This is a genomic window from Rhizobium sp. J15, assembly GCF_002531825.1.
Taxonomy (GTDB): Bacteria; Pseudomonadota; Alphaproteobacteria; order Rhizobiales; family Rhizobiaceae; genus Rhizobium.
The window spans coordinates 68,705-87,992 of the sequence record NZ_NWSX01000019.1 but is presented as its reverse complement, the minus strand read 5'-3'; the positions used below and the strand labels follow the sequence as shown (position 1 = coordinate 87,992).

At 59.8% G+C, this 19,288-nt stretch carries 20 protein-coding genes; 13 read left to right on the top strand and 7 right to left on the bottom strand.

Annotated elements, in window-relative coordinates:
- Positions 1 to 25 precede the first annotated feature (25 nt).
- Complete coding sequence (locus tag CO670_RS18025) at positions 26 to 1,456, bottom strand: extracellular solute-binding protein (RefSeq protein ID WP_097591493.1); 1,431 nt, start codon at positions 1,454 to 1,456, stop codon at positions 26 to 28.
- A gap of 243 nt (positions 1,457 to 1,699) precedes the next feature.
- Between CO670_RS18025 and CO670_RS18020 the strand changes: the two genes are divergently transcribed.
- Entirely contained in the window at positions 1,700 to 2,614 is a 915-nt protein-coding gene (locus tag CO670_RS18020) for an AraC family transcriptional regulator (protein WP_097591492.1), read from the top strand.
- Positions 2,615 to 2,983: 369 nt separating this feature from the next.
- Here the strand turns inward: CO670_RS18020 and CO670_RS33650 are convergent, their stop codons facing one another.
- On the bottom strand, positions 2,984 to 3,109 hold the full coding sequence (locus tag CO670_RS33650; protein ID WP_280951356.1) for a hypothetical protein: 126 nt from the start codon (positions 3,107 to 3,109) through the stop codon (positions 2,984 to 2,986).
- 40 nt (positions 3,110 to 3,149) lie between these two features.
- Here CO670_RS33650 and CO670_RS18015 point away from each other — a divergent pair, with 40 nt between their 5' ends.
- From CO670_RS18015 to CO670_RS18005, 3 genes are all read left to right on the top strand, one after another.
- Positions 3,150 to 3,986: an alpha/beta hydrolase gene (locus tag CO670_RS18015; protein ID WP_245425874.1), complete on the top strand. Its 837-nt coding sequence runs from the start codon at positions 3,150 to 3,152 to the stop codon at positions 3,984 to 3,986.
- 94 nt (positions 3,987 to 4,080) lie between these two features.
- A complete protein-coding gene (locus CO670_RS18010) occupies positions 4,081 to 4,539 on the top strand; it encodes a Rid family hydrolase (protein WP_097591490.1) in 459 nt (152 codons plus the stop codon).
- A gap of 62 nt (positions 4,540 to 4,601) precedes the next feature.
- Positions 4,602 to 5,381, top strand: coding sequence for a gamma-glutamylcyclotransferase (locus CO670_RS18005; protein WP_176538973.1), 780 nt, complete (start codon positions 4,602 to 4,604; stop codon positions 5,379 to 5,381).
- On the opposite strand, the gene CO670_RS18000 is transcribed toward CO670_RS18005, so the two are convergent.
- Positions 5,368 to 6,267, bottom strand: coding sequence for a LysR family transcriptional regulator (locus CO670_RS18000; RefSeq protein ID WP_097591489.1), 900 nt, complete (start codon positions 6,265 to 6,267; stop codon positions 5,368 to 5,370). The two genes, CO670_RS18005 and CO670_RS18000, sit on opposite strands and share 14 nt — an antisense overlap.
- A gap of 117 nt (positions 6,268 to 6,384) precedes the next feature.
- Between CO670_RS18000 and CO670_RS17995 the strand changes: the two genes are divergently transcribed.
- The 6 genes from CO670_RS17995 to CO670_RS17970 all read left to right on the top strand — a co-directional run bounded on the left by CO670_RS17995 (position 6,385) and on the right by CO670_RS17970 (position 12,864).
- Complete coding sequence (locus CO670_RS17995; RefSeq protein WP_097591488.1) at positions 6,385 to 7,320, top strand: VOC family protein; 936 nt, start codon at positions 6,385 to 6,387, stop codon at positions 7,318 to 7,320.
- A gap of 275 nt (positions 7,321 to 7,595) precedes the next feature.
- The gene (locus tag CO670_RS17990) at positions 7,596 to 8,285 is read left to right on the top strand and encodes a hydrolase (protein ID WP_097591487.1); all 690 of its coding nucleotides are present in this window, start codon (positions 7,596 to 7,598) and stop codon (positions 8,283 to 8,285) included.
- Between the two features lie 58 nt (positions 8,286 to 8,343).
- Positions 8,344 to 8,634, top strand: a complete 291-nt coding sequence (locus CO670_RS17985; RefSeq protein WP_097591486.1) for a XapX domain-containing protein — start codon at positions 8,344 to 8,346, stop codon at positions 8,632 to 8,634.
- On the top strand, positions 8,634 to 10,616 hold the full coding sequence (locus tag CO670_RS17980; RefSeq protein ID WP_097591485.1) for an amidohydrolase: 1,983 nt from the start codon (positions 8,634 to 8,636) through the stop codon (positions 10,614 to 10,616). Before CO670_RS17985 ends, CO670_RS17980 begins: the two co-directional genes overlap by 1 nt.
- A 215-nt stretch (positions 10,617 to 10,831) precedes the next feature.
- Positions 10,832 to 11,269 (top strand): DoxX family protein, encoded by a 438-nt coding sequence (locus CO670_RS17975; protein ID WP_097591484.1) that lies wholly within the window; start codon positions 10,832 to 10,834, stop codon positions 11,267 to 11,269.
- Positions 11,266 to 12,864 (top strand): MFS transporter, encoded by a 1,599-nt coding sequence (locus tag CO670_RS17970; protein WP_097591483.1) that lies wholly within the window; start codon positions 11,266 to 11,268, stop codon positions 12,862 to 12,864. The genes CO670_RS17975 and CO670_RS17970 overlap by 4 nt, the downstream gene beginning before the upstream one ends.
- A 363-nt stretch (positions 12,865 to 13,227) precedes the next feature.
- Here CO670_RS17970 and CO670_RS17965 read toward each other — a convergent pair whose 3' ends face one another.
- The 4 genes from CO670_RS17965 to CO670_RS17950 all read right to left on the bottom strand — a co-directional run bounded on the left by CO670_RS17965 (position 13,228) and on the right by CO670_RS17950 (position 16,680).
- Entirely contained in the window at positions 13,228 to 13,710 is a 483-nt protein-coding gene (locus CO670_RS17965; RefSeq protein ID WP_097591482.1) for a DUF302 domain-containing protein, read from the bottom strand.
- An 87-nt stretch (positions 13,711 to 13,797) separates the two neighbouring features.
- Positions 13,798 to 15,000, bottom strand: coding sequence for an MFS transporter (locus tag CO670_RS17960; protein ID WP_097591481.1), 1,203 nt, complete (start codon positions 14,998 to 15,000; stop codon positions 13,798 to 13,800).
- Positions 15,001 to 15,090: 90 nt separating this feature from the next.
- On the bottom strand, positions 15,091 to 15,558 hold the full coding sequence (locus CO670_RS17955) for a cupin (protein WP_245425878.1): 468 nt from the start codon (positions 15,556 to 15,558) through the stop codon (positions 15,091 to 15,093).
- 225 nt (positions 15,559 to 15,783) lie between these two features.
- Complete coding sequence (locus CO670_RS17950) at positions 15,784 to 16,680, bottom strand: LysR family transcriptional regulator (protein ID WP_097591479.1); 897 nt, start codon at positions 16,678 to 16,680, stop codon at positions 15,784 to 15,786.
- A 181-nt stretch (positions 16,681 to 16,861) separates the two neighbouring features.
- On the opposite strand from CO670_RS17950, the gene CO670_RS17945 reads away from it, so the two are divergent.
- From CO670_RS17945 to CO670_RS17935, 3 genes are all read left to right on the top strand, one after another.
- Positions 16,862 to 17,692, top strand: coding sequence for a 3-hydroxybutyrate dehydrogenase (locus CO670_RS17945; RefSeq protein ID WP_097591478.1), 831 nt, complete (start codon positions 16,862 to 16,864; stop codon positions 17,690 to 17,692).
- 42 nt (positions 17,693 to 17,734) lie between these two features.
- Positions 17,735 to 18,796 (top strand): patatin-like phospholipase family protein, encoded by a 1,062-nt coding sequence (locus CO670_RS17940; RefSeq protein ID WP_097591477.1) that lies wholly within the window; start codon positions 17,735 to 17,737, stop codon positions 18,794 to 18,796.
- 218 nt (positions 18,797 to 19,014) lie between these two features.
- Complete coding sequence (locus tag CO670_RS17935) at positions 19,015 to 19,284, top strand: DUF2282 domain-containing protein (RefSeq protein ID WP_097591476.1); 270 nt, start codon at positions 19,015 to 19,017, stop codon at positions 19,282 to 19,284.
- Positions 19,285 to 19,288: the final 4 nt, after the last annotated feature.

Sequence of the window (19,288 nt, the reverse complement as noted above, 5' to 3'; positions counted from 1 at the left end):
CGCCAACCGCTTGGGAGGCGGTCTTTCACTTCCGGTAGCCGAGCTTCACGAGTTCAGCTTCGGCTGCCGTAGCGGCCTGGTCCAGCGCATCGTCCGGTTTGATCTCCCCGACGATCGCTTTGTAGATGAACGGCGCGACGACCTGCAGAACTTGCGCGTGGAACGGGAACGGCGGAGCTCCGGCGAACAGCTTTCCGTCCTCACGCATCAGCGTGTAATAGCCGTTCATCTTCTTGTCCTGATCGACGATCTTGGGATCGTCGTAGGTCGCGTTCATGACGATGCGGGAGCCAGCCAGCGCCCAGTCGGTCTGCACTGAAGCCTGACCGATATACTGCAGGAATAGCAGCGACGCCTCCTTGTTCTTGGACGAATGCGGGATGCCGAACGCGCCACCATCGTAATAGCCGATATATCCTTTGCCGGCTTCGGCTGCTTCCATGACACCCGCCTCGACTGGAGGCAATGCTACGCCCACCTTGCCAACGACGGTCGACTTGCTTTCGTCGGTAGCGATCCACGCAGCGTTTTCACCGTAGACGAGGCCTTGGGCTGCGCGGCCGGCGGCAAATGTCCCGGCAACCTCGTCCCAAGTGGACGACGTCGATTCCGGCGGCGCGTATTTCAGCAGCCCGACCCAGTAGTTGAGCGCCTTCTTCGCGGCGGCGGAGTTCATCTGGCCGCCGTTGGCTTCGGTGGCCGCGAAGGTCGTGCCATCGATGCCCCAGTTGTATACGCCGAAGGTCGGTGCGACCGACTCGAAGAATTCGTAGAAGGCGGCGGGGTGGCTCGACGAAGCCTGTACGGTGGTTCCCCAGAGTTCCTTGTCTGCGCCGTATTGGGTGAAGAACTTGGCGATCTGGGTATACTCGTCATGCGTCGTCGCGGGCTTCAGATCCGCACCGGTGGAATCCTTGTAGGCTTTCTGGATCGCCGGATCATCGAAAAGATCCTTGCGGTAGAGGTAAGGCTTGATGAATGCTTCCATCGGGACGCCCATGACATTGCCCGACTTCGGATCCTTGAAATAGTTCAGGAAGGTGGTGAAATTCTCCGGCTTGAAGTCCGGCGAAGCGATCTTCGCATCATCGGCGAGCGACTTGGTGATATCGACCAGGAAGTTGCGGGCCAGATACGTATAGACGATGTCCTGCTCGATATAGACGAAGTCATAGATGCCGGTATTGGCCTCCATGTCCTTGATCGCCTTGTCGTACATCTGGTCCCAGGAGGTGGCCTCGAATTCGACCTTGATGCCGGTCTCTTCGGTGAATTTCGGACCGAGCACCTGTTCGACATATTTCGACGCTGGGGTCGATTCCGAGATGCCCCGGATGGTCGCGCCCTGATAGGGCTGGGCGGCAGTCTTCCACCAGGAATCTTGAGCAAGAGCTGTCGAGCTCCAAAGGCCAAGCGAAATGAAGCCGACGCCCACGGCTTTGACGAAACTGTTCATTGTTCTCCTCCATTTGGATCGCAAAATCAGTCCGGTTGTACGTGCTAAACTCTCCTCCGACACGCTCAACGGACCACAATAGTTGTAGAAAGAACGGGTGGACACAAGCGCGGCCGTTGCGCGATACTGATACTCTCATGCGCGAAATGCCGAAAATATCCATGAAATCTTGTGTGCGTTGCACAATCCAATATTGATTGTCAGCGCAACGAGCATCGCGGGAAGCACTGGAGGATGTCCGCAATGTCAGTTATTTCGCCGACGGTCGCGAGATTTGAATATGTCTTGACCGGCGCGGACGAGTCGTTCCTCTGGCGCCGCGACGACTATCCGTGGGAACGCAACGTCTGGAATTTCCACCCGGAGGTCGAGATCCACTACATTGCCAACGCCAGCGGCGTTCTGCTTGCAGGCGATCACGTCGGCGCGTTCACTCCGGGCCATATTTCCGTCATCGGCAGCAACCTGCCGCACGACTGGGTGACGCCGCTCGCTCCGGATGAGCGCATTCCCGGACGTGACATCGTCATCCAGTTTGCACCGGCCAAGCTGGAGCAGGCCTCGGCCTTCCTGCCGGAACTGGCGGGCCTGCGTGACTTTCTCGCCCGCGCACAGCGGGGGCTCTCCTTCAAGGGCCGGGCGCGGGAACAGGCGGAGGCGCTGATACACGACATGGAGTTCCAGACCGGCTCGGTGCGCCTTTCGACCTTCCTGTCATTGCTCTCGCTGCTGCGCGACACTGACGAGTTCGATACGCTGTCTTCGGAGGCTTATGTGCCGGACCTGAGCTATGGTTCGCTGGAAGCCCTGCAACAGGTCTTCGCGTATCTCTTTGCCAATCTGTCGGAGGACATCCGGTTGCCTGATATGGCGCGCATGGTCGGCATGAGTGACAGCGCTTTCTCGCGATTCTTCAAGAAAAACAGCGGCCACAGCTTCACCGACCACGTCAACAAGCTTCGTATCTGGAAGGCGGGTCAGCTCTTGACCGATACCTCTCTGCCGATAACGGACATCTGCTTCGAGGTGGGCTATCGCAATCTGTCGAATTTCAACCGGGTGTTTCTACGTCACCATAACCTAACGCCGACAAAATACCGGAAACTGTCCACCAACCGCAGAACCGTTCCGTTCACTCAGACAGCGACAGATCAGTGAGTTTAGCGATCAGTGGCTGCTTCTTAAAGAGGAGGGAAGATGGATCCTCTCCACCTAAAAGCTGCCATTCTTGTCTCGGCCCATGCCGGCCATTCCAAGAGCAAGTAGCTGCCAGCACACGGAGATTGGGCGTGGCCATATCGCCTATACGAGGGGGTCGGTTCTTATCCCTTCAAGGCGGAGACGCTCAACTCATCTTTAGACATCTGCTGCGAGGTCTGCTGGTGCGGAGCAAGGGCGTCAGTTCTACGACGCCGAGTATTTCAGAATTTGCAATAAAGTCGAAATTATTCCCGCAATTGTCAGCGGATGCCTCTGCCGGCAATATCGCCCCTATCAGACGAACACAGCGTCGCCTGAAGTTTTTATTCACGAAATCGCAGGACGCGAGATGACGCCGAACCCTTCTTCCATGACACGCAGAGTTGCGTTGCTGTCCGCAGGCGCCGCCGCCGCGGTTGTCGCGATTTCACCTGCTTTCAGCTTCGCAGCCAATGCCACTCCCGCCACCAACCCAACCGAAGGAAACAAGACCATGTCATATATAACCACCCAGGATGGAGTCGAAATCTTTTATAAGGACTGGGGTCCGAAGGATGCCCAGCCGATCGTATTCCACCATGGCTGGCCGCTGTCGTCGGACGACTGGGATGCACAGATGTTGTTCTTCCTCTCCAAGGGTTATCGCGTCGTTGCCCACGACCGCCGCGGTCACGGTCGGTCCGACCAGGTTGCAGATGGTCACGATATGGACCACTACGCCGCCGACGCCTTTGCCGTCGTCGAGGCGCTCGATCTGAAGAATGCCGTTCATATCGGCCACTCCACCGGCGGCGGTGAAGTTGCCCGTTATGTCGCGAAATTTGGCCAGAAGGCCGGACGTGTTGCCAAGGCCATTCTCGTTTCTGCCGTACCGCCGCTGATGCTCAAGACCGAGGCCAATCCGGAAGGCCTGCCGATTGAAGTCTTCAACGGTTTCCGTGCCGCCCTTGCCGCAAACCGCGCCCAATTCTTCCGCGATGTTCCGGCCGGTCCCTTCTACGGATTCAACCGCGATGGTGCGGCAGTGCATGAAGGCGTTATCCAGAACTGGTGGCGTCAGGGCATGATAGGCGGCGCGAAGGCGCATTACGATGGCATCAAGGCTTTCTCCGAAACGGATCAGACCGAAGACCTTAAGGCCATCAGCGTTCCGACGCTTGTTCTGCACGGTGAAGACGACCAGATCGTTCCGATCGCCGACTCGGCTCACAAGTCGGTTAAGCTCCTGAAGAACGGGACGCTGAAGACCTATACGGGCTTCTCGCACGGCATGCTGACCATCAATGCCGAAGTCCTCAACGCCGACCTTTTGGCCTTCGTCCAGGCTTGATCGGCATTGGCGGCGGGTGTGGCCTCCCAAACGCCCGTCGCCTCGCCAATTGCAACAGTCCTCTCATAGGGCGTCTCGAATTCAGGAAATCACCATGACCAACACCAAATCCAGCAAAAAGATTGCAAACTACGGCGTCGCCTGGGAAGGCGCATTCGGATACGTGCAGGCCTTGCAGGTGAAAGATGTCATCTACATCTCGGGCCAGTTGAGCCATGATGAAGAAGGTAAGCTTATTGCTCCCGCAACACTCGACGGCAAAGGCCGGCCTGCCGACTTCACACAGATGGAAGCACAGATCCGTCAGACATACGTCAACGCCAAGAAGCTTCTCGCCGAATTTGGGGCCACGCTTGACGATGTCGTAGAAGAGACACTCTTTGTTCTCGACATTCCAAGCGCCTTTGCAGCGGGATCCAGGGTCCGCAAGAAAATGTACGGCACGGACATGCCGCCGGTCGCCAGTAATCTGATCGGCGTCAACGCGTTGGCCTTTCCGGAGCAGATCGTCGAGATCACGTTCCGCGCCGTCATCGACCGCACCACTGCCTGATGCGGCAACAGCCATGCCAAGGGCCGTCGGACGCGGCAAGGCGCCGGCGGCCAAACTTTCGAATGGACCAGAAGATGCCAAGACGTTCAAAAATCAGGACGCGTCTTCCGGCTTCGTTGCAGCTGACCGCCGAACTCGTGACCAAATCCCTCAGGGTTGTCGAAGAGCAAGGTCCGGAACCGAACTGGACGCCAATCTCGACCACACAGCTTGATCAACTCGTCAGTCGTGTGGAGGAAGAAGCGGGCGACGAGGAGATCTGGGTATTCGCCTATGGCTCCCTGATGTGGAATCCGGGGTTTGACTATGCGGCCAGTGAAGATGCTGTCGCCTACGGATGGCACCGCGCATTCTCACTTAGGATAGAGCGACTTAGGGCAACATCCGATGCGCCCGGGCTAATGCTTGCTCTCCAGCCTGGCGGCAGCTGTTCCGGTCTGGTCCTGAAGCTTCCTTGCGCGACGAAGAAACAGGACCTGCGCACACTTCTCGCCCGAGAAATCCGCTATGTCGAAGTTTGTGACATGGTCAGATGGGTTCCGGTCAAGACGCCATCAGGGCCACGCCGGGCCCTGACCTTTTGGGCAAGTCCGAAGCAATCTCCGCTCACGGAGAAGGTGCCTCTGGATGAAGCCGCACTGTTGATTGCCCAGGCGTGCGGACCTGCGGGGTCCTGTGCCGAATATCTGCATCGCACGGTCTCGGATCTGGCGGATCGAAAGATCTACGACCGGAACCTGTGGCAGTTGCAAAAGCTTGTTGCCGCAAGGCTGCAAGCAATGACTGTAAAAAGTCGATCAAGCACTGACGTTGGCCGTCCGCTGCCTGTCAATCGAGCATGACCATGTGTGCTGCCACCTGCTCCTCGAAGAACTTGGAGAATGAGGCGATCCGCGGCGGTAGCGCTTGGTATGGCGGATAATAGAGTGTCAGCCATAGATCCGGCGGCGCCCATCCCTTGAAGACATGAACGAGGCGACCGCTGCGGATGTGCTCGGCAATATTGAACCCCGGCAACAAGGCGACGCCCGCTCCATCTGCGGCCATATCGGCCAGCACCTCGCCGCTGTTCGCACTGAACGCCCGTCCGGCAGAGATCGCAATGCTCGACCTGCCATCCGACAGGATCCAGTTCTCCCGCCGGCTTTCCCCGCTATAGGCAAGGCAGTCGTCCGGCGTCAGCTCGTGCGGATGCGACATATCGACGAAGCGGCTGCCGGGCGCGGCCACGAGGATGCGCGGCACGACACGGATCTTTCTCCAGATCGTGAACTTGTCCGAAGGCTGAGAGGAGATGCGGATCGCCAGATCGTAGTCGTCGTCAACGATGTTCACCAGCCCATCAGAGAGGGAGATCTCGAAGCACATCTTCGGATACTTTTCCTTGAAGCCGGACAGGATCGGCGGAAGCACGACCTTTCCGAACCAGGTCGGCGCGCTGATCCTAAGGCGCCCCTCGTCAGACTTGTGGGCGTTCATCATCTCTCGCCGCGCGTCCTCGAGCGTCTTCACCGCGGGCTGGACCTGCGCCGCGAAGATGGCGCCGTCCGTCGTCAGGGACACCTGCCTCGTGGTGCGCACGAAGAGCTGGACGCCGAGTTCCGCCTCGAGGGCAGCGATGGCTCGCGTTACGGCCGCAGGCGTCATGTCGAGTTCCCGGGCCACCTGGGCGAAGTTCCGCTTCTCGGCGGCGAGGAGGAAGGTGCGGAGAGCTTTATAGTCGTTCATGCTATTATTTCACTTCTTGCAATGCAGTCGAGAGAAGTATTGCAATTCTGCCCGGTGAGCAACCGGCCTACAGTCAGCTCACACAACAAACACCAGTGCTGACTGAAAGGCATCGATATGATCAAGGACATCAAGGGACTGCACCACGTGACGTCGATGGCGTCGGACGCGCGGCAGAACAACCGCTTCTTCACCGAGACGCTCGGTCTGCGCCGCGTCAAGCAGACGGTGAACTTCGACGATCCCAGCGTCTATCACCTCTACTACGGCGACGAGACGGGATCAGCGGGGACGGTGATGACCTACTTCCCCTTCCAGAACATGATGCTCGGACGTCCCGGTGTCGGCGAGGTCGGCGAGACGCAGTTTTCCGTGCCGAAGGGTTCGCTGAAGTTCTGGCAGGATCGCCTGTCCTTGCAAGGCGTCGACGGATTGGAAAGAGACACCGTCTTCGGGGCCGGCCGGCTTCGGTTCATGGGGCCGGACGGCGACAGCCTCGCGCTGATCGAGGCGGTCGATGACCGCCGCTCCTCTCCCTGGCTCGCCGGCGGCATCCCGGGCGACGCGGCGATCCGCGGTTTCGCAGGAGCCCGCTTCAGTCTGCATGAAACGGCCGCGACCGAGGAACTGCTCGGCTTCATGGGTTACCAGCGCGCGGAAAAGGAGGGCGACGTGACGCGCTTCGTCATTCCGAACGGAAACGGCGCCGACACGATCGATCTGCAGCTCCTGCCGAAGATGCCCTTCGCCCGGCAGGGTGCGGGTTCGGTCCACCATATTGCCTTTGCGGTCGACAACCGCGAGAAGCAGCTCGAAGTCCGTAAGGCGTTGATGGATACTGGCTACCAGGTCACGCCCGTGATCGACCGGGACTACTTCTGGGCCATCTACTTCCGCACGCCGGGCGGCGTGCTGTTTGAGATCGCCACCAGCGAGCCGGGCTTCGATCGCGACGAGGACACCGCCCATCTCGGTGAGGCGCTCAAGCTGCCGAGCCGGTATGAGGGATTCCGCGCTGAGATCGAGTCCAACCTTGTCCCGCTGGCTGCGTAGCCGCACCTCCAGACATAGCCGCAGAAGATGGGCCGCGATCCGAAAGGTTGCGGCCCATCTTGCCGTGTGGGAGGAGGCTCGCCCGGCAGCCCGGACTATTTCGTTTTCCGTAATTCATTCGACATATTTATTGCAATTCCTCGTCGGCGCATGTGGCGATAGGTTCGATTTCAGCAGCCAAGACGGCAAGCGAACTGGCAAGCAGGCCGGGGAGCTCCCGACAGCGCTAGCGATTTTGGCACCGTTCGCGGGCCGCAACCAAGAGGAAGAGAACCATGTCCAAGCTCGAAGTCCTGACCCCTGCAAACAGCCAGCTCATCTTCATCGACCAGCAGCCGCAGATGGCGTTCGGCGTCCAGTCGATCGACCGGCAGACACTGAAGAACAACGTCGTGGCCCTCGCCAAAGCTGCAAAGATCTTCAATATCCCGACCACCATCACCACGGTCGAGACGCTGTCCTTCTCCGGCAACACATATCCCGAACTGCTCGCGGTCTTCCCTGAGAACGACATCCTCGAACGGACCTCGATGAATTCCTGGGACGACCAGAACGTCCGCGACGCGCTGGCGAAGAATGCCGCCAACGGCCGCAAGAAGATCGTCGTCTCCGGTCTCTGGACGGAAGTCTGCAACACCACGTTCGCCCTCTCGGCTCTCAACGACGTTTCGGATTACGAGATCTACATGGTGGCCGACGCCTCCGGCGGCACCTCGCTGGAAGCCCACAACCGCGCCATGGATCGCATGGCGCAGGCAGGGGTGATCCCCGTCACCTGGCAGCAGGTCCTGCTAGAATGGCAGCGCGACTGGGCACGCAAGGAGACCTACAACGCAGTCACCACGCTGGTGAAGGAGCATTCCGGCGCCTACGGCATGGGGATCGACTATGCCTACACGATGGTTCATGGCGCGGAAGAACGCGTCAAGCACGGCAAGCGGATCGGACCGAACCCGGCGAAGTAATATTCTCCCCGCCGCTCCGGCAACCCGCCGGAGCGGCTTCGAATCGGAAAGGTGTCCCATGAAAATGTATCTCATGTCGCTCGGCGCGGGTCTGCTCGTCGGAACCGTCTACAGCCTTCTGAACGTCCGCTCGCCGGCGCCACCTGTCATCGCGCTCGTCGGCCTGCTCGGCATTCTCGTCGGCGAGCAGCTCATCCCCTTCGCCAAGACGCTGCTGGCGAAGGAACCCGCGGCGCTCTCGTGGATCAACCAGATCAAGCCGCATATGTTCGGTCACCTCCCCGAGGGCAACGAGCAAGTCGAGGTTGCCCATCGGGCAGCGACGGACGTAGAGGGGCTGCGGAGCTGATGACGACGCGCCGATCCTTTCTGGGCGGGGCGTCTAGTCTGGCGTTCTCAAACCTCTTCTCCCCGGCAAAAGCCGCCGATCCCAAGCAGACCGGAGTAGACACCATGTATCCCGACCTGATCCTCCACAACGGCCGCGTAACCACGCTCGACCGCACCAATCCGAACGCAACCGCGATCGCCATCAAGGATGGTTTGTTTCTTGAGGTCGGTGTCGACAGCGACATCATGGCGCTCGCCGGCTCCAGCACGAAGATCATCGACCTCAAGGGCAAGCGCGTTTTACCCGGCTTGATCGACAACCATACCCATGTCGTCCGTGGCGGGCTGAACTACAACATGGAATTGCGCTGGGACGGCGTTCGCTCGCTCGCCGACGCTATGGATATGCTCAAGCGTCAGGTCGCGATCACCCCGGCGCCGCAATGGGTCCGTGTCGTTGGCGGCTTCACCGAACACCAGTTCGTCGAGAAGCGCCTGCCGACGATCGAGGAGATCAATGCGGTCGCACCCGACACGCCCGTCTTCCTTCTACACCTCTACGATCGCGCGCTCCTGAATGGGGCGGCGTTGCGGGCGGTCGGCTACACGCGCGATACGCCCAACCCTCCCGGCGGCGAGATCACACGTGACGCCAACGGCAATCCAACTGGCCTGCTGCTCGCCAAGCCGAACGCGGGCATCTTGTACTCGACGCTCGCAAAGGGGCCGAAGCTTCCCCTCGACTATCAGGCGAATTCGACCCGCCACTTCATGCGCGAACTCAACCGCCTCGGTGTGACGGGCGTGATCGACGCGGGTGGTGGTTACCAAACCTACCCGGACGACTACGAGGTCATTCAGAAGCTGTCCGACGAAAACCAGATGACGGTTCGTCTGGCCTATAACTTGTTCACCCAGAAGCCCAAGGAAGAGAAGCAGGACTTCCTCAACTGGACGCAGTCTGCGAAATACAAGCAGGGCAACGACTACTTCCGCCATAACGGCGCCGGCGAGATGCTGGTCTTCTCGGCCGCCGACTTCGAGGATTTCCGCCAGCCGCGTCCGGACATGCCCCCGGAAATGGAAGGCGAGCTTGAAGACGTGGTTCGCATTCTTGCGGAAAACCGCTGGCCCTGGCGCATGCACGCCACGTACGACGAAACCATCTCACGCTCGCTCGACGTCTTCGAGAAGGTCAACAAGGACATCCCGCTCGATGGTTTGAACTGGTTCTTCGACCATGCGGAGACGATCTCCGACCGGTCCATCGACCGGATCGCAGCCCTTGGAGGCGGTATCGCCACCCAGCATCGCATGGCCTACCAGGGCGAATACTTTGTGGAGCGCTATGGCCACGGTGTTGCCGAGGCGACGCCACCGATCAGAAAGATGCTTGATAAGGGCGTGCCTGTCTCTGCGGGCACCGACGCCACCCGCGTCGCCTCCTACAATCCATGGGTATCGCTCTCCTGGATGGTGACCGGGAAGACGGTCGGCGGCATGCAGCTCTATCCGCGCGCCAATTGCCTCGACCGCGAGACGGCGCTTCGCATGTGGACGGAGAAGGTTACCTGGTTCTCCAACGAGGAGGGCAAGAAGGGCCGGATCGAGAAGGGCCAGTTTGCCGACCTCGTCGTGCCGGACAAGGATTTCTTCTCCTGCCCTGAAGACGAGGTCTCGTTCATCGTCTCGGAGCTCACCATGGTCGGCGGCAGAATCGTCTATGGTGCGGGCGAGTTCATGGCGCTTGATGAGAACAACATCCCCCCTGCCATGCCGGATTGGTCGCCGGTACGCAAGTTTGGCGGATACGCTGCTTGGGGCGAGCCCGACGGTGCCGGAGCGCGTTCGCTGCGCCGCACCGCGATCTCGATATGCGGTTGCGCCAGCGACTGCGGCGTCCACGGACACGACCATGCCGGTGCCTGGACGTCGAAACTTCCGATCGCCGACCTCAAGGGTTTCTTCGGTGCACTCGGCTGCTCCTGCTGGGCGGTCTGAGGCGATCTCATCATCAGCGATCGAACGGGCAGCGGCCACAACCGCTGCCCTTTTTCGTTCTGCCATCCAGAATTCGGCGCTGCCGATAATTGCGACTGGCGCAATTAAATGGAAACGATTGATGCAATTGTTAGAAGATGAGGTTCTCGTCAATATCGCTCCTCAGAGGCCACCGGCGCCGCTTGAGCCGGCCGGCCACGATCACAGGAGCAACAATGACCAGCCAATCAAATTCAGCGAAGCGCAGGCTGCTCGCCGACATCACCTCGGCGCCGGCCCTGCAAACGACCGCCCTTCTCGCGCTCTGCGCAGCCTATATACAAGGGCCACTTTCCAAGATTGCCGACTTCAGCGGCGCGCTTGCCGAGATGGATCACTTCGGCCTCCACCCGGCGCCCTTCTTCGCGGTGGCCGTCATCGTCTTCGAGCTGACGGCCTCCACGATGGTCGTCTCCGGGCTCCTGCGCGGGGCGGGCGCTCTCGCGCTCGCGGGCTTCACGATCCTTGCAACCTTCATCGCACTGCGCTTCTGGGAGATGGCACCCGGAATGGAACGAATGATGGCGATTAACGCCTTCTTCGAGCATCTGGGCCTCGCAGGCGCGTTCGTTTTCGTCGCCGCATACGACCTCACCAAGGGAGCAGGCAAATGAGCACAGCCAAGTCGTCCGGGGGCACCTTCGCGCCTCTTGCACAACCCGTCTTTGCGGTTCTATGGGCCGCCACCGTCCTCGGCAATACCGGAAGCTTCATGCGCGACGTCGCCAGTTCCTGGCTGATGACGGATCTCTCCGCGTCGCCGGCCGCGGTAGCGATGGTTCAGGCGGCGGGGACTTTGCCGATCTTCCTGCTCGCCATTCCCGCGGGCGTTCTCACCGATATCCTCGACCGCCGCAAGTTCCTGATCGCCGTCCAGCTTCTGCTGGCATCGGTGAGCATCTCGCTGATGGTTCTGTCCCAGACGAACATGCTCTCGGTCAGCGCCCTGGTCGGCCTGACCTTCCTCGGCGGCATCGGGGCCGCGCTGATGGGGCCGACCTGGCAGGCGATCGTTCCGGAACTGGTGAAGCGCGAGGACGTAAAGAGCGCTGTCGCGCTGAACTCGCTCGGCATCAACATCGCCCGCTCGATCGGCCCTGCGGCCGGAGGACTGCTTCTCGCCGGTTTCGGCGCGGCGCTAACCTACGGTGCCGACGTCGCCAGCTATCTCGTGGTCATCGCCGCGCTGCTCTGGTGGCCGCGCGCCAAGAGCGCCAACGACGTCCTTCAGGAGCACTTCTTCGGCGCATTCCGTGCAGGACTTCGATATACCCGCTCCAGCAGACCGCTACACGTCGTCCTTCTGCGCGCCACGATCTTCTTCGCCTTTACCAGCGCAGTCTGGGCGCTCTTGCCACTCGTGGCCCGGCAGCTGCTGGATGGCGACGCCAGCTTCTACGGCATCCTGCTTGGCGCAGTCGGCGTTGGCGCGATCGGCGGGGCCTTGGTGATGCCGAAGCTGCGCGAACGCCTGAATTCCGACGGCCTGCTTCTCGGCGCCGCTGTCGTAACCGCTTGGGTCATGGGAATCCTTGCGCTTGCGCCGCCAAAGATTGTCGCGATCGTCGTGCTCCTATTCCTCGGCGCCGCGTGGATCACTGCCCTCACCACTCTGAACGGCACTGCCCAGTCCGTTCTGCCCAACTGGGTGCGGGGTCGCGGCCTCGCCGTCTACCTGACAGTCTTCAACGGCGCCATGACGGCCGGCAGCCTCGGCTGGGGCGCCGTCGGCGAGGCCGTCGGCATCCAGTCCACACTGCTCATCGGCGCGGCAGGTCTGCTTGTTGCGGGCTTCATCATGCATCGCGTGAAACTACCGGCAGGCGAAGCCGACCTGGTGCCTTCGAACCACTGGCCGGAGCCTCTTGTGGCCGAACCCGTCGCCCATGACCGCGGCCCGGTTCTGATCCTGATCGAATACAAGGTCGAGAAGCATCAGCGCAGCGCATTCCTGCACGCCCTCGACCAGCTCTCCCAGGAGCGTCGTCGCGACGGCGCCTTTGGCTGGGGCGTCACCGAGGACTCGGCCGACCCGGAGGAAATCGTCGAGTGGTTCATGGTGGAATCCTGGGCCGAGCATCTTCGCCAGCACAAGCGGGTGTCGAACGCCGACGCTGATCTCCAAGGCAAGGTACTCGCCTATCATGCCGGAGCGGACAAGCCTGTCGTCCGCCACTTCCTGACGATCAATCGGCCAGGTGCGGCCTGATGAGTTCATAAAGGCGCGGGGCGGCTTCGGCCGCCTGTTGCTTGGGCGACGAACCTGATAATGCCTTGCCGAATCTAGAGCTCTTCCACCCTTCGCAGATGCGACATCGCATTAGCAGCATCAACACGGACAATGATCAATTCCCGTCGGTTTATCAGGCTCTTGCTAGACTAGCCGCACCGCAGTGTAGCGCCGCTTTATGCTGGGACGTTGTAAAGCAAAAGCTTTATACTGTCGGTGCGAGGTTTTAGGTTCGAATTCCTGCAAGGCGAGAGCTCACGGGTCGTTCGTTAGATAATCTAGAAAAAAGGCCCGACCCTAATTCTACGGTCGGGCACCCTCAAAAGAGTGGTCAGCCGCAGGCTATTGGCGATCCGGTGCCGTCACTGCTTTGATGACCTCAGACGCCATCTTGAATTCTTTGTCACGGCTGGTGATGCCGTGGCGCCGCGCGATCCAGGCAAAATCCGTATACGCGACCCGAACCGCCCCATCCTTGGTTTCGTAGACGAGAACACGGACGGGCCAATCGAGGCCTGCTGTGGGATTGGCTGTGATAAATTTCGTTCCGAGTGCCGGATTGCCGAACAGAATCAGCCGTGAAGGGAGGACCGTGTTGCCGGCAGCCGTGCCGAGAGCCGCTTGATCAATATCATCGAAAAGCATGATGCCCTTCTCGGCGACATTGGCCTTGATCTTACTGACGGTCTCGTCAACCGAGTAACGGCTTTTCAGAACAACGACGCCGTCGCGGGCACCTGCGTGGGCGATGGAGGCGGGCGTTGCCACGAGTGCAGCAGCCAATAAAAGCATGGCGGTGAAGAACAGGTTGATCACTCTTTGCATGTCATTCACTCCTTTGGTTGGGTAGATCTTCAGCGTGGTTGTCAGGTGGGGGCGGAACAGCGTTCCGGCTGCTTCGAGAGGCTGGACTTATGATGGTGGCGCGCTTAACGAACCTCCGAACAGCATTGCTGCGCCGAGTGCGGCGATCAGGACAAACACGCAGGCGTTCCAGCCAAGATGGTCATAGACCTGTCCGAGAGCCAGACTGCCGATCATGCCGCCGGTATAGTAGGATGCCAGATAGATGCCGCTGGCACCGGCCTTGTCGCTCATCGCACGCCGGCCGATGAGGCCGGTGGCAATCGCTTGCGCCAGGAACGTGCCGATTGCCAGCAGCGTCAGTCCGCCGAGAATGATTGGCAAATTTGTACTGAGAAGCGCCACGAGGCCGACGACGGCCATTGCCAGGGTCAACACGATTGCCGCGTTCGACCCGACATGGCTTGCAAGCTTCCCGGCAAACGGCGTGGTCACGATCGAAGGGAGAAAGACAAGATAGACAAGGCCGAGCGCCATCGGCGCGACACCCAGTGCGACGATCTGGAAGTTTACATAGGTATAGGTGCCGATGAACACGAACAGGATCAGGAAACCGATCACGAAGAGGCGGCGCAGGTCCGGGTCGGCAAGGTGAACGCTCCAGATGCGCCTGCCAACGCTGCCTCGATTGTCCGTGCGCATCATGCTCGCGGTTTTCTTGAGCGTGAACCAAACCAAGGCGGCGCCGAGGAGATTAAGTCCTGCGAACATAAGAAAATTCAGCGAAAGGCCGCCGATGCCGGCGATAGCGGCAGACAGCATACGGCCAAAGAGATTGCTCGCGACATTGCCTGTGACATAGGCTGCGAGCGCTCCAGCGGTTTTCCCGGCGGAATAATGTTCAGACAGGTAGGCTGCCGTGAGCGTAAAGGCGGTCGACATGCATAGTCCCTGAAGCACCCGTAACGCTGCGAAGACAATAATGTTGTCGGTAAATGCCAGCAGCGTCGTCGGGACGGACAGAAGGGCGAGACTGATCCAGATGCCGTTGCGCCGGTCGACATCACCGCCGAAAAAAGCCACGAGCAGACCGGCGATCGCCATGCCGAATGTGCTGGCATTGACGGCAAAACCCATCGTGGCGCGGCTCACCTGGAATCTCTCCACCAGCGAAGGCAACACCGCCTGTGCCGCGAAGAGGTCGACAAGGGTCAGGAACGCAATAAGGGCTATCAGTCCAAATCGCCAACTGTCCGCACGAAGTGTCTTGTCCGCATGAAGAGATGCGAGCGGCTGTTCGATATCGGTCATCGCTAGGTCCCCCGAAATGCGGCGATTTCGGCAATGGCCGAAAACGCCGGAGCGTGGCTCAAAGGGCTGGGTCAACGGACAAGGCAGCGATCACATCGCTGTCTCGTCGTCGTGCATCTCCGGGCTCAAAATATCGGAGGAATAAAGCACGGCCGGAACCTTTCCGTTGTTCTTCCACCAATGGGAGAGGTGGCCGAACTCTGCGGTGACCTCGCCCGCCTTGTGCAGGATCGGCAGCTTGCAGGTGCTGCGATATTCGGTGATCGAGCCGGAGGCGATCAGGATATTTGCCGGGCGCATATCATGCGAATGCCAGGGAACAACGCCGCCCGGCTCTACGACGAGCTTTCGCATGCGCAGCATGCTGCCCTTCCAGGCATCACCCTTGGAGGAAAGATCGATTGTCTTGAGGACGCTGTCGGTGACGCCCTTCGGCATCATCGCGCCGGGCTTCATGCCATCTTCGGCAACTTGACCGGCTGGGCAATCACCGGCAAAGGCAAATGAGGCGTGCAGGCCGGCGGCGAAAGTCAGTGCGTTAAAGGCGAGCATAGCCATAGAGACTCGGCGGGTTTTGAATGAGGGCAACATCGGTGGTTCTCCTTGTTGGGGCTCGGCAAGATCGGTGTCGAGCATGTGAGGAGAGTGGCGGAGCGCCGACCGAAAGAGAAATGCCAGATGCTTTTGAATTCGATAGCCGTGGGCTATTGCCGATTGCCGAACAAGCAGGAAAAGCCCGGCAAATGCCAGGCCATGTTCAAGAGGGGCAGTACGATACATCAATCAATGCGGTCGGGTTGGCGGGGAAGCCCAGCCATAGGATTTCACTGCGCCGACAAAGACGGAAACTGCCGGCGAAAAGCGACGGCCGGCGACAGTCACGAGACAGACTTCCCGGCTGACCTCCGGTTCCGCGACAGGTCGCACCTGCAGTCCGGGAATGACGGCGCTATATTCAGGGATGAAACAAATGCCCAAGCCGCCGGCGACAAGGTTCTGGATCCAGTCTTCGCGTTCGCTGGAGTAGGAAACGAGCGTCTTGACACCCTGTGCTTCGCAAAGATCCGAGAGGTAGTCCCAATACTCGCAGTTGACGCGACGCAGGTAGACTTCTCCATCGATCGCGGCAATGGGAATGGCGTCGTATTGACTGAGCCTGTGGCCGGCAGGAAAGGCGAGCATGAACCTCTCGCGGAAGAGCGAGGTCACGTCGAACCGTTCCGGAAAATCCGTTGCCGTTGACATCAGCGCCACATCGATTTCGCCGGTCTCCAACAGATCGGACAGTCTCGTCGGCACGCCTTCGATCAGTTGCAGCTGGATGCCCTTGTGACGCATGTTGAAGTCGGTCAGGAGACCGGTGAACCGCCGCGGCCCGATCGTACACATGATACCGACCTTGAGGTTGGCTTCGCTCAGACAGAGAAATCGTGAGGCCTCCGTCCGAACGCCCATGAGCTCATCCTGAATCTGCTGGAACCGTGGCCGGAGCAGATTGCCGAGATCTGTGATATGGGTGAGATTGCGCTCGCGGCGGAACAACAGGCCACCGACCTCGTCCTCAAGCTGCTGTATGGCCCGGCTGAGGGCCGGTTGAGTAACATTGCATCTTTCGGCTGCACGCGTGAAATTGCGTGTTTCGCAGACGGCCAAGAAATAGCGTATATGATGAATATCCATCGCCGCCCCCCGGGATGAACGCGATTTTTATATGCTGCAATTCTCTACAGCGGCGGCATTCTCATCCAATGCCATGGATTTATCAATTCCATACCCGAGCGGCATTTCTAAAATGAGCGCCAATACTCCACTGTAACCGTACGACGCCAGAAAGTGTCGTCGATTGCAGTGGAGAGCGCCTATGCTGAACGCCTTTGATCCCCAAATTGATACTCTTGTCGGCCGCAAGCCCCTGGAAGGGCGCAGCGCCATCGTCACCGGCTCCACCAGCGGGATCGGTCTTGGCATCGCGCATGCACTTGCTCGCTCAGGTGCGGCCGTGATGTTGAACGGTTTTGGCGACCCTGCCGAGATCGAGGCGCTGCGTGCCGGCATCGCAGGCGACAATGACGTCGACGTCGCCTACGACGCCGCTGACATGGCAAAGCCGGAAGCCATTCGAATGATGGTCGAGAGGGCGGCCGCGCGGTTTGGCCAGGTCGACATCGTCATCAACAATGCTGGCATCCAGCACGTTTCGCCGATCGGCAAGTTTCCGCCGGAAAAGTGGGACGCCATCCTCGCCATCAATCTCTCCGCCGCTTTTCATCTGGTGCAGTCGACATTCGACGGCATGTGCGCCAGAGGCTACGGCCGGATCATCAATGTGGCGTCAGCTCACGGATTGGTCGCGTCGCCGTTCAAGTCCGCCTATGTGGCGGCCAAGCATGGCATCGTCGGCTTCACAAAGACGATCGCACTCGAAGGCGCGGAGTTCGGCGTCACATCCAATGCGATCTGCCCCGGCTATGTCTGGACGCCGCTCGTCGAACACCAGATCGAAGATCAGGCGAAGTCGCATAGGATTGCGCGAGATGCGGTGATCCGCGATGTTTTCCTGAAGAACCAACCAACCAAGCGTTTTGCAACCATCGAAGAAATGGGTGCGCTCACCGTGTTTCTCTGCGGCGAACTTGCTGGGTCGATCACCGGGACCGCTATTCCGGTCGACGGCGGCTGGACCGCGCACTGACCAGTCATTCGAACCAGGAGGGAGGCAATCGTGAACAAACATATGGGAACACAGCCCAGCATGCAGCCCGAGTTCTCCGTAGCCGGGCGGGAACCACGGATGATCAATCTTGCATTGCAGGGCGGCGGCGCGCATGGCGCCTTCACCTGGGGTGTGCTCGATCGGCTGCTTGATGAGCCCAGCCTTTCTTTTGAAGGCATCGTGGCGACCAGCGCCGGCGCGATGAACGCCGCCGTCATGGCTTACGGCCTTGCTGCGGGCGGACGAAGCGGGGCGCAGAGCGCGCTCGCCAACTTTTGGCGCCGCGTCAGCCATGCGGCCACATCGGGACCTTTGCAGCCGACTTTGCTCGACCGTCTTACCGGTTCGAAATCGTTGGAGTTCTCCCCGGCATTTGTCATGTTCGACCTGGTCACTCGGCTGATGTCGCCCTACCAGTTCAACCCATTCAATTTCAATCCGCTGCGCCAGGTGCTGGAACAATCGATCGATCTCGACGCGATCCGAATGGCGCGCTGCCCCGTCAAACTCAGCATTTGTGCCACCAATGTGAGGACCGGCAAGGTGAAGGTCTTCGGCAATGACGAGCTCTCCACCGATGCGGTTATGGCGTCCGCCTGCCTGCCCTTCCTGTTCCAGGCGGTGGAAATCGATGGGGAAGCCTATTGGGACGGCGGCTATATGGGAAATCCCGCGATATTCCCGCTGATCTATGGCTGCGATACCCCCGATGTTCTCGTGGTCCATATCAACCCGATCGAAAGAACCGACCTGCCGCGAACCGCAGGTGAAATTCTCAACCGCATCAACGAGATCAGCTTCAACTCGTCGCTGCTCAGGGAGATGCGCGCAGTGGCTTTCGTCACGCAGCTTATCGACGCCCAGATGACGCCGCCGCCAAATCTCAAGCGTGTTTTCGTGCACGGTATCTCAGACGACGACACAATGAAGAATCTCAGCGTGTCGAGCAAGCTAAACGCAGACTGGGGAGCGCTCGTGGACTTGAGGGATCGCGGCCGTGAATGCGCCGATCTCTGGCTGCTCGCCAACTACGACGACATCGGCAAACGATCGACGGTGGACATCCGCGAACGCTATCTTTGATCCTCGAGAATGCTCACTCCCGATATTTGCAAAATCCTGCCTCTTTAGCCCCCGTCTCTTCCAACGGGGGTTCTTTTTTGGGATGGGGTCGACGGCCGAAGCATAGAGACGGCGTATCGAAACGATGCGGAGACAGCATTTCAGACGGAAGCGGACTTCTGGGAAAGTTAGTTAGTCAAGCCGGTGGCGGTTTGACCCCACGAACCAGGAGACTTCTCATGAATGCTTCACGTTTTCTTATCAGCTCGGCTATTGCCGCTGCCGCCTCCATGAGCGCAGCCAGCGCCTTTGCCGGCCCTGCTGCCAAGCCGGATTTCTCATTCGAAAAATGCTTTGGCGTCGTCAAGGCGGGCCTGAACGACTGCCAGACCGCCAGCCATTCCTGCGCCGGCACGGCGACGGCCGATAATGCCAAGGATTCCTGGATTTACATTCCGGCCGGCACCTGCAGCAAAATTACCGGCGGCAGTACCGAACCCAAGGCCTGACCTC